This window comes from Streptomyces sp. S07_1.15, from assembly GCF_020739505.1.
Taxonomy (GTDB): Bacteria; Actinomycetota; Actinomycetes; order Streptomycetales; family Streptomycetaceae; genus Streptomyces; species Streptomyces xinghaiensis.
In genome coordinates, this window is the sequence record NZ_JAJBZK010000001.1 from 3,055,254 (window position 1) to 3,070,082 (window position 14,829).

The following is a 14,829-nucleotide window of genomic DNA, read 5'->3' on the forward strand; positions in this document are numbered from 1 at the left end:
CGCCACCTCGCGGTTGGCTGGTGTGGTCACCGGTCCACGCCTCCCATCACGGGGTCGAGGGATGCGACGGCGACGATGACGTCGGCGACCTGGCCGCCCTCGCACATCGCCGCCACGGCCTGCAGGTTGGTGAAGGACGGGTCCCGGAAGTGGACCCGGTACGGGCGGGTGCCGCCGTCGCTGACGACGTGGACGCCCAGCTCGCCCTTCGGGGACTCCACCGCCGTGTACGCCTCGCCCGGGGGCACCCGGAAGCCCTCGGTGACCAGCTTGAAGTGGTGGATGAGGGCCTCCATGGAGGTGCCCATGATCTTCTTGATGTGGTCCAGGGAGTTGCCGAGCCCGTCCGGGCCGAGCGCGAGCTGCGCGGGCCAGGCGATCTTCTTGTCGGCGACCATCACCGGGCCCGGCTCCAGCCGGTCCAGGCACTGCTCGATGATCCGCAGGCTCTGCCGCATCTCCTCCAGCCGGATCAGGAACCGGCCGTAGGAGTCGGAGGTGTCGGCGGTCGCCACCTCGAAGTCGTAGGTCTCGTAGCCGCAGTACGGGTCGGCCTTGCGCAGGTCGTGCGGGAGGCCGGTGGAGCGGAGGACGGGGCCGGTGACGCCGAGCGACATGCAGCCGGTCAGGTCGAGGTGGCCGATGCCCTGGAGGCGCGCCTTGAAGATCGGGTTGCCGGTGGCCAGGGCGTCGTACTCCGGGAGGTTCTTCCGCATCTGCTTGATGAACTCGCGGACGGCGTCGACGGTGCCGGCCGGCAGGTCCTGGGCGAGGCCGCCGGGGCGGATGTACGCGTGGTTCATCCGCAGGCCGGTGATCAGCTCGAAGAGGTCCAGGACCAGTTCGCGGTCGCGGAAGCCGTAGATCATGATCGTGGTGGCGCCCAGCTCCATGCCGCCGGTGGCGAGGGCCACCAGGTGGGAGGAGATCCGGTTGAGCTCCATCATCATGACCCGGATGACGCTGGCCCGGTCGGGGATGTCCGCCTCGATGCCGAGCAGCTTCTCCACGCCCAGGCAGTACGCCGTCTCGTTGAAGAAGGGCGTGAGGTAGTCCATGCGGGTGACGAAGGTGGTGCCCTGCGTCCAGGTCCGGTATTCGAGGTTCTTCTCGATGCCGGTGTGCAGGTAGCCGATGCCGCAGCGGGCCTCGGTGACCGTCTCGCCGTCGATCTCCAGGATGAGCCGGAGCACGCCGTGCGTGGACGGGTGCTGCGGGCCCATGTTGACGATGATGCGCTCGTCGTCCGCCTGGGCCGCGGCCTGGGCGAGCTCGTCCCAGTCACCGCCGGTGACGGTGTAGACCTTGCCTTCGGTGGTCTCGCGTTCCTGCGCGTGCGAGGTCGTCATCGGGTCCCTCCCCGCGTGGTCGTGGCCGGCGTGCCGTGCCCCGTGGGGGCCGCGGCCGGCGGCTGCTGGTGCTTCTCGGGGGCCGGTCGCCCCCCGGGGATACGCGGCATCAGTGGTACGACCTCCGCTGGTCGGGGGCCGGGATCTGGGCGCCCTTGTACTCGACGGGGATGCCGCCGAGCGCGTAGTCCTTGCGCTGCGGGTGGCCCTGCCAGTCGTCCGGCATCATGATCCGCGTCAGCGCCGGGTGGCCGTCGAAGATCATTCCGAAGAAGTCGTAGGCCTCGCGCTCGTGCCAGTCGTTGGTCGGGTAGACCTCGACGATCGAGGGGATGTGCGGGTCGGCGTCCGGGGCGCTCACCTCCAGCCTGATCACCCGGTTGTGGGTGATGGAGCGCAGGTGGTAGACGGCGTGCAGCTCGCGGCCCTTGTCGTCCGGGTAGTGCACACCGCTGACGCCCGTGCAGATCTCGAAGCGGAGCGCCGGGTCGTCGCGGAGGGTGCGGGCCACCCGCGGCAGGTGCTCGCGGGCGATGTGGAAGGTCAGTTCGTCCCGGTCGGTGACGGTCTTCTCGATGGCGTTCTCCGGGACCAGACCCTGCTCGTCCAGCGCGCCCTCGAGTTCGTCCGCCACCTCGTCGAACCAGCCGCCGTACGGGCGGACGGCCGGGCCGGGCAGCCGTACGGTGCGGACCAGCCCGCCGTAGCCGGAGGTGTCGCCGGGGCCGTCGGCGCCGAACATGCCGCGGCGGACGCCGATGGCCTCACCGCGGTCACCGCGGTTGCCGGGCAGGTTCTGGGTGTTGAGGTCCTGGTCGGGGTTGACCCCGCTGGCCCCCGCCTCGCGGCCCGTGGGGGCGCTCTCGTTCTTCTCGCTCACCTCAGCAGGCCCTTCATCTCGATCGTCGGCAGCGCCTTGAGCGCCGCTTCCTCCGCCTCGCGGGCCGCCTGCTCGCGGTTGACGCCGAGCTTGGAACCCTGGACCTTCTCGTGGAGCTTGAGAATGGCGTCCAGCAGCATCTCGGGGCGGGGCGGGCAGCCGGGCAGATAGATGTCGACGGGGACGATGTGGTCGACGCCCTGCACGATCGCGTAGTTGTTGAACATGCCGCCGCTGGAGGCGCAGACACCCATGGAGATGACCCACTTGGGGTTGGGCATCTGGTCGTAGACCTGGCGCAGCACCGGGGCCATCTTCTGGCTCACCCGGCCGGCCACGATCATCAGGTCCGCCTGGCGCGGCGAGCCGCGGAAGACCTCCATGCCGAAGCGGGCGAGGTCGTAGCGGCCGGCGCCGGTGGTCATCATCTCGATGGCGCAGCAGGCGAGTCCGAACGTGGCCGGGAACATCGACGACTTGCGGACCCAGCCCGCGGCCTGCTCGACGGTCGTCAGCAGAAAGCCGCTCGGAAGTTTCTCTTCGATACCCATGGCTTCTCCTCCCGTCCCCTAGTCCCAGTCCAGTCCGCCGCGGCGCCAGACGTAGGCGTAGGCGACGAAGACGGTGAGCACGAAGAGGAGCATCTCGACGAGTCCGAAAATCCCGAGCATGTCGAAGGAGACGGCCCAGGGGTAAAGGAAGACGATCTCGATATCGAAAATGATGAAGAGCATCGCCGTCAGGTAGTACTTGATCGGGAACCGGCCGCCGCCGGCCGGCTGCGGCGTGGGCTCGATCCCGCATTCGTACGCCTCGAGCTTGGCCCGGTTGTAGCGCTTCGGGCCGACGATCGACGCCATGACCACGGAGAAGATCGCGAAGCCTGCACCGAGGGCGCCGAGCACGAGGATGGGTGCATAGGCGTTCACGCTGCTCGCTCCTTCCAGTCGACGGTGACTGCTGCTCCCCCGCCCTGGGCGGAGGGGCGCCCGCACCGTGCCCGCCTCACCAAGATCGTGATTATGTGAGGCAGTTCACAAGCCCAGGCCGAAGGCATCTTATGCCCGGGGGTCTGTGAGCTGCGACACGGGGGTCACCTAGGCCTTTGTGATCTCCACCACCCGGGTGTCCGACGGGAAAGCGGAACCCGGAAACGGCCGGCACCCTGCGCATTTCCGCGGCCACAGACCGCAAGGACCCCTTTGGTCGCCGCAGGTCAGAGCGGTGCTTGCATTATCAAGAACTGCCGTCCCGAAACAAATTGGTGCTGGACGGCCGGCAAGTGATAGTCACGGTCCGGCCACGGCCGCCGACGGCCGCCGGCAACCCCGGCCGCCCATCACGGCGCCAAGATCGTTGGCACGTGCACGGATTCACGTACGGGAACGGCGCCCCCCTCACGGATCACCCCGGACCGGACGCCGGGGCCCCCGGGAGGGCCCCCGTCCTCCCCGGTGACGGCCTCCGGCGGCACGCGGAGCCGTCCGGGGCGCCGGGGGCCGGAATGCGGACCGGAATACGTGACCTTTCCCACGCCGCTCCCGGTGAACGGACGCGGCAATTGGCCCGTACGCCGAGGGGTGGTAGACCCCGGCACAAAACGGACGAATCACGGAAACGTCTTGCTCATACCGGGTTTGTGAATCCGCTATCACAGGGCGGTAACAGCGGCCGACGATCGAATTCCGCTCATTGCCGTCGCGTACGCGTCAACTGTGTCCCATCCCACTCCTGTTGATCGCGGCGAAGGTCTTTGATAGCCAGGACCCCATGGCCCATACCGCTCACATACCCAGCCACCGGAAACCCCGGCGCAACGTCTCCACCAGAACGCTGCGTTCCGGAGTTACCGGTGGCGTCCTCAGCACCATCGCCGTGACGGCAGCGGCCTCCTCCGCCAACGCCGCGCCGGCCGCCCAGACGGCCGAGATGCCCACCATCAGCGCCGCGTTCGCCGAGGACGCCGCGATGTCCACCGCCGCCACCCAGCAGGCGGCCCTGAACCTGGAGATCGCGAGCGAGCGGGACGCCCTCGCCGCCACCGAGAAGAAGGCAGCGAAGCAGGCCCGCGCCGAGGCCGAACGGAAGGCCGAGGCCGAGCGCAAGGCCAAGGCCAGGGCCGCCGCGGAGCGCGCCGAGGCCGCCCGCGAAGCCGCCGCGGAGCGCTCCGACCGCTCCGAGGAGCGCACGACGCTCTCCACCGCCACCGCCTCCGCCGCGTCCACCGCCTCGTCGGCGGGCTCCTCCGCCACGGGCAGCGCCGCGACCGTGGTGAACTTCGTCAAGGCCCAGGTCGGCAAGGCGTACGTCAGCGGCGCCGTCGGCCCCTCCGCGTACGACTGCTCGGGCCTCACCACCGCCGCGTTCCGCACCGTGGGCGTCTCCCTGCCGCGGGTCTCCCAGGACCAGTCGACGGCGGGCACTCCGGTGTCGCTGAACGCCCTCCAGCCGGGCGACATCCTCTACTGGGGCGGCGCCGGCAGCGCGTACCACGTGGCCGTCTACATCGGTGACGGCAAGTACGTCGGCGCGCAGAACTCCAGCACGGGCGTCGTCGAGCGCACCCTCGACTGGGACCCGCCGACGGGCGCCGTCCGCGTCCTCTGACACGGCGTCACCTCCCCGGCAACCTCAGCCGCAACCGCCACACGCGCCCGCCGGGGCACGCAACGCACACGCCAAGGGCCGTCACCCCCGAGCGGGATGACGGCCCTTGGCGTGTCCGGCGGTGCCCGTCAGGCCCGCGGGGCCACCTTGCTCAGGCCGTTGATGACGCGGTCCATCGCGTCGCCGCCCGTCGGGTCGGTGAGGTTGGCCAGCATCTTGAGGGTGAAGCGCATCAGCAGCGGGTGCGTCAGGCCGCGTTCCGTCGCGATCTTCATGACCTTCGGGTTGCCGATCAGCTTCACGAAGGCCCGGCCCAGGGTGTAGTAGCCGCCGTAGGTGTCCTTGAGCACCTTCGGGTAGCGCTGGAGGGCCAGTTCGCGCTGGGCCGGGGTCTGCCGGGCGTGCGCCTGGACGATCACCTCGGCCGCGATCTGCCCGGACTCCATCGCGTACGCGATGCCCTCGCCGTTGAACGGGTTGACCAGCCCGCCCGCGTCACCGACCAGCAGCAGCCCGCGGTGGTAGTGCGGCTGCCGGTTGAAGGCCATCGGCAGCGCGGCGCCGCGGATCGGTGTGGTCATGTTCTCCGGCACATAGCCCCAGTCCTCGGGCATCGAGGCGCACCAGGCCTTGAGCACCTCGCGCCAGTCCAGCTCCTTGAAGGCCGAGCTGCTGTTGAGGATGCCGAGGCCGACGTTGGAGGTGCCGTCGCCCATGCCGAAGATCCAGCCGTAGCCGGGCAGCAGCCGGTCCTGCGGGCCGCGCCGGTCCCACAGCTCCAGCCAGGACTCCAGGTAGTCGTCGTCGTGGCGCGGGGAGGTGAAGTACGTCCGGACGGCCACGCCCATCGGGCGGTCCTCGCGCCGGTGCAGGCCCATCGCCACCGACAGCCGGGTGGAGTTGCCGTCGGCGGCCACCACGACCGGGGCGTGGAAGGTGACGGGCGTCTTCTCCTCGCCGAGCTTCGCCTCGACGCCGGTGATGCGGCCGGTGCGGGGATCCAGGATCGGGGCGCCGACGTTGCAGCGCTCGTGGAGCCGCGCCCCGGCCTTCTGGGCGGTGCGGGCGAGCTGCTCGTCGAAGTCGTCGCGCTTGCGGACCAGTCCGTAGTCCGGGAAGGAGGCGAGCTCCGGCCAGTCCAGCTCCAGCCGGACACCGCCGCCGATGATCCGCAGGCCCTTGTTGCGCAGCCAGCCGGCTTCCTCGGAGATGTCGATGCCCATGGCGACGAGCTGCTTGGTGGCGCGCGGCGTCAGGCCGTCGCCGCAGACCTTCTCGCGGGGGAAGGCCGTCTTCTCCAGCAGCAGGACGTCGAGCCCGGACTTCGCCAGGTGGTACGCGGTCGTGGAGCCGGCGGGGCCGGCCCCGACGACGATGACATCGGCGCTGCGCTCGTTGAGGTCGGTGTCGGTCACGTCGGCACTCCCGGCGAGAGGCGGAGCGCAGGCCCTCGTCGGGGCGGCCTGCGGGGGAACGGCTCAAGTCTATGCAGGGGGACGGACGGCGCTTGGGCGGGTCGGGTACCGGCCGCTTCCCGGCCCGCCGCAGCCCGGGAAGCCGGGCCGGGCGCCGGGGAAACGGTGACCGACCGGATAGCGTCCGGACGGGCGCGGGGGCGTCCCGGGCACGGAGGTGCCCCCGGGCACGGAGGTGACCCGGACACGGAGGTGCCCCGGGCGCGGGGGCGTCCCGGGCACGGAGGCGACCCGGACACGGAGGTGCCCCGGGCGCGGAGGCGTCCCGGGCACGGAGGTGCCCCGGGCACGGGGGCGACCCGGACACGGGGGTGACCCGGACACGGAGGCAACCCGGACACGCGGCGGCCCCGGTCCGCACGGAACCGGGGCCGGACGCACGGCGGTCGGGCCGCCCGGGATCCGTCAAGCCGGGACCGGGGCCCCGCTCGGGTCGGCGATGCGGCGCAGGGTGGCCGTCCGCTCCGCCGTGTCCGTGGAGGACATCAGGGCGGCCAGGACCGCCATGCGCGACTGTCCGGCGCGCAGGGAGCCGGTGGGCACCGCGCCGGCCTCGATCAGGTCCACGGCCCCGCCGCCCGTGTAGATGGGGGTGACGGGGCCCGCCGGGACGCGGGTGGTGAGGGCGACCAGCACCCCCCGCCCGACGGCTCGCGCCACCGCTTCCGTGAACGCCGGGGTGGCGTTGCCCGCGCCGGTGGCGACGAGCACGATGCCGCGGGCGCCGGCCTCCACGGCGGCGTCGAAGAGCAGCGGGTCGGCGTCGGCGTGGTGCATGACCATGTCGACGCGCGGCAGGGGCGCCTCGACCGGCGGCAGCGGCAGCGCCTCGGTGCGCTCGGGGCGGCGCCGTACGGTGACCCGGCCCCAGCCGACCTTGCCGACCGCGTCGCAGGAGGGGTCGTGGAAGGCGTCGGGGGCGGTGGTGTGGGTCTTGATCGTGCCGCGGGCGGCGTGGATCCGTCCCGCGAAGACGGCCAGGGTGCCCAGGTCCTCGACGGAGGAGGCGGTCAGCAGGGCGTCGTAGAGGTTGCCGGCGGCGTCGCCCTCGGCGTCCTCCAGCGGGCGCTGGGCGCCGGTGAAGACGACGGGGCGTCGGTCGGCGTGGTGCAGGTCGAGGAGGAAGGCGGACTCCTCCAGGGTGTCGGTGCCGTGGGTGACGACGACACCGTCGACGCCCGGGTCCTCCAGCACCTCGTGGACCGCGCGCAGCAGCGTGATCTGGTGCGCGGTGGTGAGCCGGGGGCTGTTGACCGTGAAGAGATCGACGACTTCGGTGGTCACGTCCTCGGGGAGATCGGCGGCGGCGAGCACGTCCTGCCCGGCCGCGTCCGCCGCGTATCCCTTGCCCTGCCAGCGGCTGGCTATCGTCCCGCCCGTGGTGACCACGACGACACGTCGCATACTGCCCCCTCGCCCGTCCGGAATGCCGGAGAAGAACACTGAAGAGCACCCGGGCCGGCGGCCCGGCGCCCCGGGACCCGGAGTCCCGTGGGCGGCCCGGGGCCCGCGCCCGGAGAAGACCCATACGGACGAGTAACCTCGTCCTACCAGCAAGAATAGCCAGTTTTGCCCAGAATAAGTTGCCAAGTCCTGTGGTCTACGCGCCTTGATTTGGCAGACAATGACGCCATGGACGCCATCGACCGCAGCATCTTGCGCGAACTCCAGAAGGACGGCCGGCTCACCAACCAGGAACTGGCCCAGCGGGTGGGCCTCTCCCCCTCCCCCTGCCTGCGCCGGGTCCGCCAGCTCGAACAGGACGGCGCGATCCGCGGCTACCGCGCCCTGCTCGACCCGGCGGCGGTGGGCCGGGGCTTCGAGGTCCTCGTCTCCGTCGAGGTCCGCCGCGACCGCGCGACGGTGGAGGCCTTCGAGGACGCCCTCCAGGACCTCCCCGACGTGGTCGAGGCCTACCGCCTCTTCGGCAGCCCGGGCTGCCTGCTGCGGATCGCGGTCGCGGACATCGAGACGTACGAGCGGCTCTGGATCGAGAAGATCACGGCCCTGCCGGGGGTGACGGAGGTCAACTCCCAGATCGTGATGAAACGCATCAAGGAGCCGCAGGGGCTGCCGATCGGGGGCGGCACCCCCTGACTTACGGACGGTCGAACGTGTCGATCACCATGCGGTGGCCGACCTCGCCAGGAGGGCTGGCGTAGATCTCCACGATGAAGTCCGGAAGTGCGCCCGGGGCAGGTTCGCCACCACTTTCCACCATTCCGGGCTCCGCCTGCCAATCCACCAGATGCACTACAACTGCGTACCGGCCCGGATCCAGGCGGATATCCACTCTCTCGTTTTGGCCAAAACTGCCGACAGCCTCAAGTCCCCCTAGCGCCAAATGCCCGTCGGAACCCGCCAGATCCCGAAAAGCCCGGAGCTGGTTTCGACAGCTTCACTGAAGTGCAGGTCGAACAAGTTCATGGTTCACCCACCACAACGGAACCGTGTTCGAGACACCGTGCACCACCTCATCGCCCGGCCGCAGTTCCTGACGTCGGTATGGGCGGTGCCCGCCGCCCGCTCCGGCGCACTGGCACCGGCGGGCACAATGCGGCATTCGACGTGTGGGGCTTGCGGCACGGAGGTCATCGGCACGGATGACGAGCTGCGTCGATCTGATTGCGGAGATCCCTTAGCTCCTCATCACTTGCGACAAAGGGCGCTGTACAGGTCCTCAACACCTCGAGTTTCTGCTCGCCACTCCACGCACCCCATTCGCTCAAAGAAGAGGCATAACGGACGACGATACGCTTCTCGTCAATCCTCGAGGACCATTTCTGCCAGTCTTCCCATCGGGCGGCTGGCCCAAGAGCCCCGATTTGTCGACTTTCCTGAATGATCGATTCAATAATGCGCCGATGCGCCTCTGCGAGCATGGGGCTGCCGAAATACGGTTCGGGGGGCTCGTCTTCCCCGAACTTCAGACGCACCAACGCTGAAGCCAAGGTCGTCAGTTCCTCAAGGGCAAACTCCACCTGCATAGGCCTTCCTCCGATCCGTCGTGGGCTCCGGACGGGTGCCGGCCCAATTCAGGCCCGGATGCCCCGGTGCAGGGCCACGATGCCGCCGGTCAGGTTGCGCCAGGCCACCTTCGACCAGCCCGCCTTCTGCAGCCGGGCCGCCAGCGCCGGCTGGTCGGGCCAGGCGCGGATCGACTCGGCCAGGTAGACGTACGCGTCGGGGTTGCTGCAGACCGTGGTGGCGATCGGCGGCAGGGCGCGCATCAGGTACTCGGTGTAGACGGTGCGCAGCGGGGCCAGGACGGGGTGGCTGAACTCGCAGATCACCACGCGGCCGCCGGGCTTCGTGACCCGCAGCAGCTCGGCGAGAGCGGTGTCGGTGTCCTGGACGTTCCGCAGGCCGAAGGAGATCGTCACGGCGTCGAAGACCCCGTCGGCGAAGGGCAGCCTCGTCGCGTCACCGGCGGTGAACGGCAGATGCGGCTGCCGCTTGCGCCCCTCGCGGAGCATGCCGAGCGAGAAGTCGCAGGGGACGACGTACGCGCCGGCGGCGGCGAAGGGCTGGGAGGAGGTGCCGGTGCCGGCGGCCAGGTCGAGCACCCGCTCACCCGGGCGGGCGTCCACGGCCCGCACCACGGCCTTGCGCCACAGCCGGGTCTGGCCCAGCGACAGCACGTCGTTCGTCAGGTCGTACTTGGGCGCCACGTCGTCGAACATGGCGGCGACTTCGTGCGGCTGCTTGTCCAGGGAGGCTCGGGTCACCGTTCCATTGTGGCCGGTGCCGGCGGGGACCGGTGCGGCGGGGGCGCACCGGTCCCCGCCACGCCCGTCACAGCTCCACGAGGCTGTGGAGGTCGATCGTCACGGGGAACGGAAGATCTGTGTCGAGCTTCCCGCTGTGGGAAGGGTGAGCCGGGGCGGGGACGTACATGCCCAGGTCGTGGTGGAGCCACAGCTCGTGCACCACCGGGAGGCCGTCGTCACCCCGCTCCACCCGCCAGTAATACGGCACCTTGGCCTCCGCGAACATCGCCGGCTTGCGCACCCGGTCCTCCTGGCGCGAACCCGGAGAGACGATCTCCACGACCAGGGCCACCTTCCCGACGGGCACGCACTCGGCCGTGAAGAAGTCCAGATCCCGCTTGTCGTAGACGGTGATGTCGGGCTTGGTGACGTTGCGCTCGTCGATGAGGACGCAACGCTCCACGTTGACGGCGAAGGGCTCCCGCCGTGCGCTCTTGAGCCGGTCGTACATCCCGTCCCGGACCCCGTCGTGCCACAGGGCCGTCATCCCACGAACCACGATGTTCCCGTCCACCAGTTGCCAGTCGAAGGGCAGCTCCAGGTCCTTCACCTGGTCGAAGGTCCAGCCTTCTTCCGGCGGGCGCATCCAGGTGTCCGGAGTGGCCTTCTGCTGCCGTTCGGCGACCATCGCTACTCCCATGGGACGCATCATGACGGGCGTGCGGATCACGGTTTACAGGTACGACCGTACCCTCACCCGAAGTGATGGCGAGGTGTTCCGCGCTGTTGACGGGCACCCGCCCGGAAAGGACTCGCGGTTCAGGCCCGGCGGTGGACCAGGCGCCCCGCGATGACCGTGGCCAGGCAGCGGGCGGGCTCCCCGCGGGGGGTGTCCGGGGTGCCGGGCTCCCCGCCGGGGGTGTCCGGGGCGGCGGACCGCGGGGCGGAGGTGCCCGGGGCCGCGAAGACCGCGAAGTCCGCGCGGGCACCCGGGGTGAGCGGCGGGGGCGCGGCGGGGCCGCCCGGCGGCAGGACGCGGAGCCCGGAGCGGGAGACGACGGTGCGGACCCGTGGGCGGGTGAAGGGGCCGGTCAGGCCGGTCGTACCGGTGGCCAGCAGTTTCTGGAGGGCGCGCCGGGCGCTCTGGCCCCAGCGGGTGTCGGTCATCTCCAGGGCGGCCACGGCCTCGCCCGTGAGCGGGGCGCTGCCCAGTTCGTCCACCTCGTACGGGTCGTCGGGGTGGTAGACCGACTCCAGCAGGGTCCGGGCGCCGGGCTCGTGGCGGCCCGGGGTGAGTTCGCCGTCCCACTCCCGGACCCGGGCCCGGCCGCCGTACTCGGCGAGCAGCTCCTCGTACGGGCCGATGGCCGCGATCCGGTCGCCGTCCACGACCAGCGCGTGCCCGGGGAGCGGCTCGCCCTCCGGCGTGCGCCGCACCACCCGTGCGCGGTGGATCGTCAGCACCGGCCCGTCCTTCCCGATCGGAGTGTTCCGGCCGCCCCGCCGGGCTCAGCCCGCGTCGACGAGCTTGAGTTCCGGGTGGGCCGTGCCGCCCTCGATGGCCGTGGAGGAGAAGTGGGAGACGACGTGGTCGTCGACCGGGTCGTTCGCCGGATCGTCGTGCACCACCAGGTGCTCGTACGTCGTCGCGCGCTGCGCCGGGACGCGGCCCGCGGCGCGGATCAGGTGGAGCAGCTCCAGCCGGTTGGAGCGGTGCTTGGCCCCCGCCGAGGACACGACGTTCTCCTCCAGCATCACCGAGCCGAGGTCGTCCGCACCGTAGTGCAGCGAGAGCTGGCCGACCTCCTTGCCGGTGGTGAGCCAGGAGCCCTGGATGTGGGCGATGTTGTCGAAGAAGAGACGGGCGATGGCGATCATCCGCAGGTACTCGAAGAGCGTGGCCTGCGTCTGCCCCTTCAGGTGGTTGTTCTCCGGCTGGTAGGTGTACGGGATGAAGGCGCGGAAGCCGCCGGTGCGGTCCTGGACGTCCCGGATCATCCGGAGGTGCTCGATCCGCTCGGCGTTGGTCTCGCCGGTGCCCATCAGCATGGTGGAGGTCGACTCGACGCCCAGCTTGTGCGCGGTCTCCATGATCTCCAGCCAGCGCTCGCCGGACTCCTTGAGCGGCGCGATGGCCTTGCGCGGCCGCGCCGGCAGCAGCTCGGCGCCCGCGCCCGCGAAGGAGTCGAGACCGGCGGCGTGGATGCGGCGGATCGCCTCCTCCGGCGTGACACCCGAGATGCGGGCCATGTGCTCGACCTCGGAGGCGCCGAGGGAGTGGATGACCAGCTGCGGGAACGCCTTCTTGATCGCGGAGAAGTGCTCCTCGTAGTACTCCACGCCGTAGTCCGGGTGGTGGCCGCCCTGGAACATGATCTGGGTGCCGCCCAGTTCGACGGTCTCGGCGCAGCGGCGCAGGATGTCGTCGAGATCGCGGGTCCAGCCCTTGGCGGTGTCCTTGGGCGCGGCGTAGAAGGCGCAGAACTTGCACGCCGTCACACAGACGTTGGTGTAGTTGATGTTGCGCTCGATGATGTACGTCGCGATGTGCTCGGTACCGGTGTAGCGGCGGCGGCGTACGGCGTCGGCCGCGGCGCCCAGGGCGTGCAGCGGCGCGTGGCGGTAGAGGTCGAGCGCTTCTTCCGGGGTGATCCGGCCGCCCTCGGCGGCACGGGCGAGTACGGCTGCGCGGTTCGTACCCGCAAGCTCGGAGTTCTCGGGCACCGGGGCGTCCCTTCCGGAAGATTCTGTGGACCGATCCAGCGTACGTCAGCGGTCCGGTGCATCCGGAGGGGCCGTCCGGGAGCGCGGGGCCGGTCGTCCCGTTGCGGCGCGGCGGGGGTGTGCGCGGACCGGCGGCCCGGTCGGTTCGGTCCGGTCAGTCGGGTTCAGTCCGCGCGGCGCAGGTCGGCGGTGGGCCTGCCGCCCTTGTCGTCGTCCGAGGCGTAGCGCAGCCGGTCCGCCGACACGGCGGTGAGGGTGACTGTCGCCGGCTCGCCCGTGCACAGAACGCCGGAGGAGCCCCTGAAGGTGTCCGTGGTCTCCTTGAGCACCAGCTTCTTCTCACCGGCGGAGACCAGCTCGCCCTTGGCGTAGCAGGCCGTGCCGAGCGCGGAGTACGTCATCCGGGCCACGGTGGCGCCCTTCTTCCCGGCCTTCAGGACGAGGGTCAGCTCGCCGTTCGGGAAGCCGCCGCTCTGGACGATCCCGCCCTGCCAGGTCCCGGTGAACTTCTCCGGCACCGTCGGCGCCGAAGGCTCCGCCTGCGCCGGGGGACTCTCCCCGGTGTCGCCGCTCGGGGCCGCGGCGTCGCCACCGCCACCGCGGTTCCCGCCGGGGAGCAGGTCAAGAAAGGCGGCCGTGGAGGTGCCGATGGCCAGCGCCGCGGCCACCGAGACCATGACGACGCAGCTCACCCGGCGACGGCCCCCGGCGCCCGGGGACGTGGTGCCCTCGGCACCGGACGGGCCCGGGGCGGACGATGCCGGGGCGGACGGGCCGCGAGAGGCGGCACCGTCCGTGGCGCGGGGCGGGCCCGTGGCGGTCACCGAGGCGGAGAAGGAGATCCCGCCGCGCCCCGGCCGGCCGGGTTGTCCCGGCTGCCCCGCCGGACCCGGGTCCGCGGCCCGGCCGCCGGTACGGGCGGCGCCGGGGCCCGCTCCGGCCTCCGGCCCCGCTCCGGCGGGCTCTCCCGCCCCGGTCCCCGGCGGGCCCGGCTCCACCGGTACGACCGTCACCAGCCCCGAGCCGCCTGCGTCCCCCGGCCACCCCCGGCCCTCCGCGCCCGGCGTGGCCTCCGGTCCGGCGCCCGGCCCCGCGCCGTCCGTCTCCAGGCCCAGCAGTTCCACGGCCCGCCGCCCGACGCCCTCCACCAGCGGCCCGGGGAGCCAGCCGCTCGGCACCGGGGCCCGGACGGCGTCGTCCCCCCGCAGCGGGCCCAGCCGGCGCGCGAGCTCCGCCGGGTCCGGCCTGCCCACCGGGTCCTTGCCGAGGCAGCAGGCGACCAGCTCCCGCACCTCGCCCTCCAGTCCTTCCAGTTCGGGCTCGTCGTGCACCACCTTGTAGAGCAGTGAGGCGGAGCTGTCGCCCGGGAAGGGGTCCGAGCCCCGTGCCGCGTAGGCGAGGACGGCTCCGAGGGAGAAGACGTCCGAGGCGCCGGTGACCTCGCGCCCCAGGATCTGTTCGGGCGACATGTAGCCGGGTGAGCCGATGAAGACGCCGCTGGCGGTGAGCGAGGCCGTCGCGTCGGTGGCCCGTGCGATGCCGAAGTCGATCAGGCGCGGGCCGTCCATGGTCAGCAGGACGTTCGACGGTTTCACATCGCGGTGGACCAGGCCCAGGCCGTGCACGGCCGTCAGCGCCTCGGCGAGACCGGCGCCCAGGACCCGCACGGTGTGCTCGGGCAGCGGGCCCACCGCGGCCACGGCCTCACTCAGCGCCGGACCGGCGACATAGCCGGTGGCCACCCACGGCACGGCTGCCTCCGGGTCGGCGTCCAGCACCGGCGCCGTCCAGGACCCGCCGACGCGCCGCGCCGACTCCACCTCCCGCCGGAAGCGTTCGCGGAACTGCCGGTCCGCGGCGAAGTGCGGATGCACCACCTTCACCGCGACCGTGCGGCCCCCGGCGCTGCGCCCCAGATAGACCCGGCCCATGCCGCCCGCGCCCAGCCGGCCCAGCAGCCGGTACGGACCGATGGCGCGCGGGTCCTGCGTGTCCAGCGGCTGCATGGCGTCCCCCTCGGCTCACCCGGCGCCGCCTCCCCGCGCGGTGCCGCGGCCAGCTTAGGACCCGGGGGTGGCCGGCGC

General features: G+C 71.5%; 15 protein-coding genes. 2 read left to right on the forward strand and 13 right to left on the reverse strand.

Annotated features, from left to right (window positions below; all coding sequences use genetic code 11):
- Positions 1-26: 26 nt before the first annotated feature.
- The 4 genes from LIX60_RS13060 to LIX60_RS13075 all read right to left on the reverse strand — a co-directional run bounded on the left by LIX60_RS13060 (position 27) and on the right by LIX60_RS13075 (position 3,158).
- Positions 27-1,349 (reverse strand): NADH-quinone oxidoreductase subunit D, encoded by a 1,323-nt coding sequence (locus LIX60_RS13060; RefSeq protein WP_019707759.1) that lies wholly within the window; start codon positions 1,347-1,349, stop codon positions 27-29.
- Between the two features lie 109 nt (positions 1,350-1,458).
- The gene (locus tag LIX60_RS13065) at positions 1,459-2,229 is read right to left on the reverse strand and encodes an NADH-quinone oxidoreductase subunit C (RefSeq protein WP_227958572.1); all 771 of its coding nucleotides are present in this window, start codon (positions 2,227-2,229) and stop codon (positions 1,459-1,461) included.
- Positions 2,226-2,780 carry an NADH-quinone oxidoreductase subunit B family protein gene (locus tag LIX60_RS13070; RefSeq protein ID WP_019707757.1) on the reverse strand — a complete coding sequence of 185 codons (555 nt, stop codon included), beginning with the start codon at positions 2,778-2,780 and terminating at the stop codon, positions 2,226-2,228. Before LIX60_RS13070 ends, LIX60_RS13065 begins: the two co-directional genes overlap by 4 nt.
- 18 nt (positions 2,781-2,798) lie before the next feature.
- Positions 2,799-3,158, reverse strand: a complete 360-nt coding sequence (locus tag LIX60_RS13075) for an NADH-quinone oxidoreductase subunit A (RefSeq protein ID WP_019707756.1) — start codon at positions 3,156-3,158, stop codon at positions 2,799-2,801.
- Positions 3,159-3,999: 841 nt separating this feature from the next.
- Between LIX60_RS13075 and LIX60_RS13080 the strand changes: the two genes are divergently transcribed.
- Positions 4,000-4,836, forward strand: a complete 837-nt coding sequence (locus tag LIX60_RS13080) for a C40 family peptidase (protein ID WP_227958573.1) — start codon at positions 4,000-4,002, stop codon at positions 4,834-4,836.
- A 128-nt stretch (positions 4,837-4,964) separates the two neighbouring features.
- Here the strand turns inward: LIX60_RS13080 and LIX60_RS13085 are convergent, their stop codons facing one another.
- Positions 4,965-6,251, reverse strand: a complete 1,287-nt coding sequence (locus LIX60_RS13085) for a geranylgeranyl reductase family protein (RefSeq protein ID WP_227958574.1) — start codon at positions 6,249-6,251, stop codon at positions 4,965-4,967.
- Positions 6,252-6,716: 465 nt separating this feature from the next.
- A complete protein-coding gene (locus LIX60_RS13090; protein WP_095757011.1) occupies positions 6,717-7,715 on the reverse strand; it encodes an asparaginase in 999 nt (332 codons plus the stop codon).
- Positions 7,716-7,943: 228 nt separating this feature from the next.
- Here LIX60_RS13090 and LIX60_RS13095 point away from each other — a divergent pair, with 228 nt between their 5' ends.
- Complete coding sequence (locus LIX60_RS13095; protein WP_227958575.1) at positions 7,944-8,408, forward strand: Lrp/AsnC family transcriptional regulator; 465 nt, start codon at positions 7,944-7,946, stop codon at positions 8,406-8,408.
- A 1-nt stretch (position 8,409) separates the two neighbouring features.
- On the opposite strand, the gene LIX60_RS31455 is transcribed toward LIX60_RS13095, so the two are convergent.
- The 7 genes from LIX60_RS31455 to LIX60_RS13125 form a co-directional block, all read right to left on the reverse strand.
- Complete coding sequence (locus LIX60_RS31455) at positions 8,410-8,532, reverse strand: hypothetical protein (protein ID WP_265584848.1); 123 nt, start codon at positions 8,530-8,532, stop codon at positions 8,410-8,412.
- A gap of 370 nt (positions 8,533-8,902) precedes the next feature.
- On the reverse strand, positions 8,903-9,298 hold the full coding sequence (locus tag LIX60_RS13100; RefSeq protein WP_227958576.1) for a hypothetical protein: 396 nt from the start codon (positions 9,296-9,298) through the stop codon (positions 8,903-8,905).
- A 48-nt stretch (positions 9,299-9,346) separates the two neighbouring features.
- Positions 9,347-10,039 carry a demethylmenaquinone methyltransferase gene (locus LIX60_RS13105; protein ID WP_227958577.1) on the reverse strand — a complete coding sequence of 231 codons (693 nt, stop codon included), beginning with the start codon at positions 10,037-10,039 and terminating at the stop codon, positions 9,347-9,349.
- A 67-nt stretch (positions 10,040-10,106) separates the two neighbouring features.
- Positions 10,107-10,721, reverse strand: coding sequence for a Uma2 family endonuclease (locus tag LIX60_RS13110; RefSeq protein WP_227958578.1), 615 nt, complete (start codon positions 10,719-10,721; stop codon positions 10,107-10,109).
- A gap of 119 nt (positions 10,722-10,840) precedes the next feature.
- Positions 10,841-11,485, reverse strand: coding sequence for a hypothetical protein (locus tag LIX60_RS13115; RefSeq protein WP_227958579.1), 645 nt, complete (start codon positions 11,483-11,485; stop codon positions 10,841-10,843).
- A 45-nt stretch (positions 11,486-11,530) separates the two neighbouring features.
- Entirely contained in the window at positions 11,531-12,745 is a 1,215-nt protein-coding gene (gene mqnC / locus LIX60_RS13120; RefSeq protein ID WP_227958580.1) for a cyclic dehypoxanthinyl futalosine synthase, read from the reverse strand.
- 164 nt (positions 12,746-12,909) lie between these two features.
- Positions 12,910-14,751 (reverse strand): serine/threonine-protein kinase, encoded by a 1,842-nt coding sequence (locus tag LIX60_RS13125; RefSeq protein WP_227958581.1) that lies wholly within the window; start codon positions 14,749-14,751, stop codon positions 12,910-12,912.
- Positions 14,752-14,829: the final 78 nt, after the last annotated feature.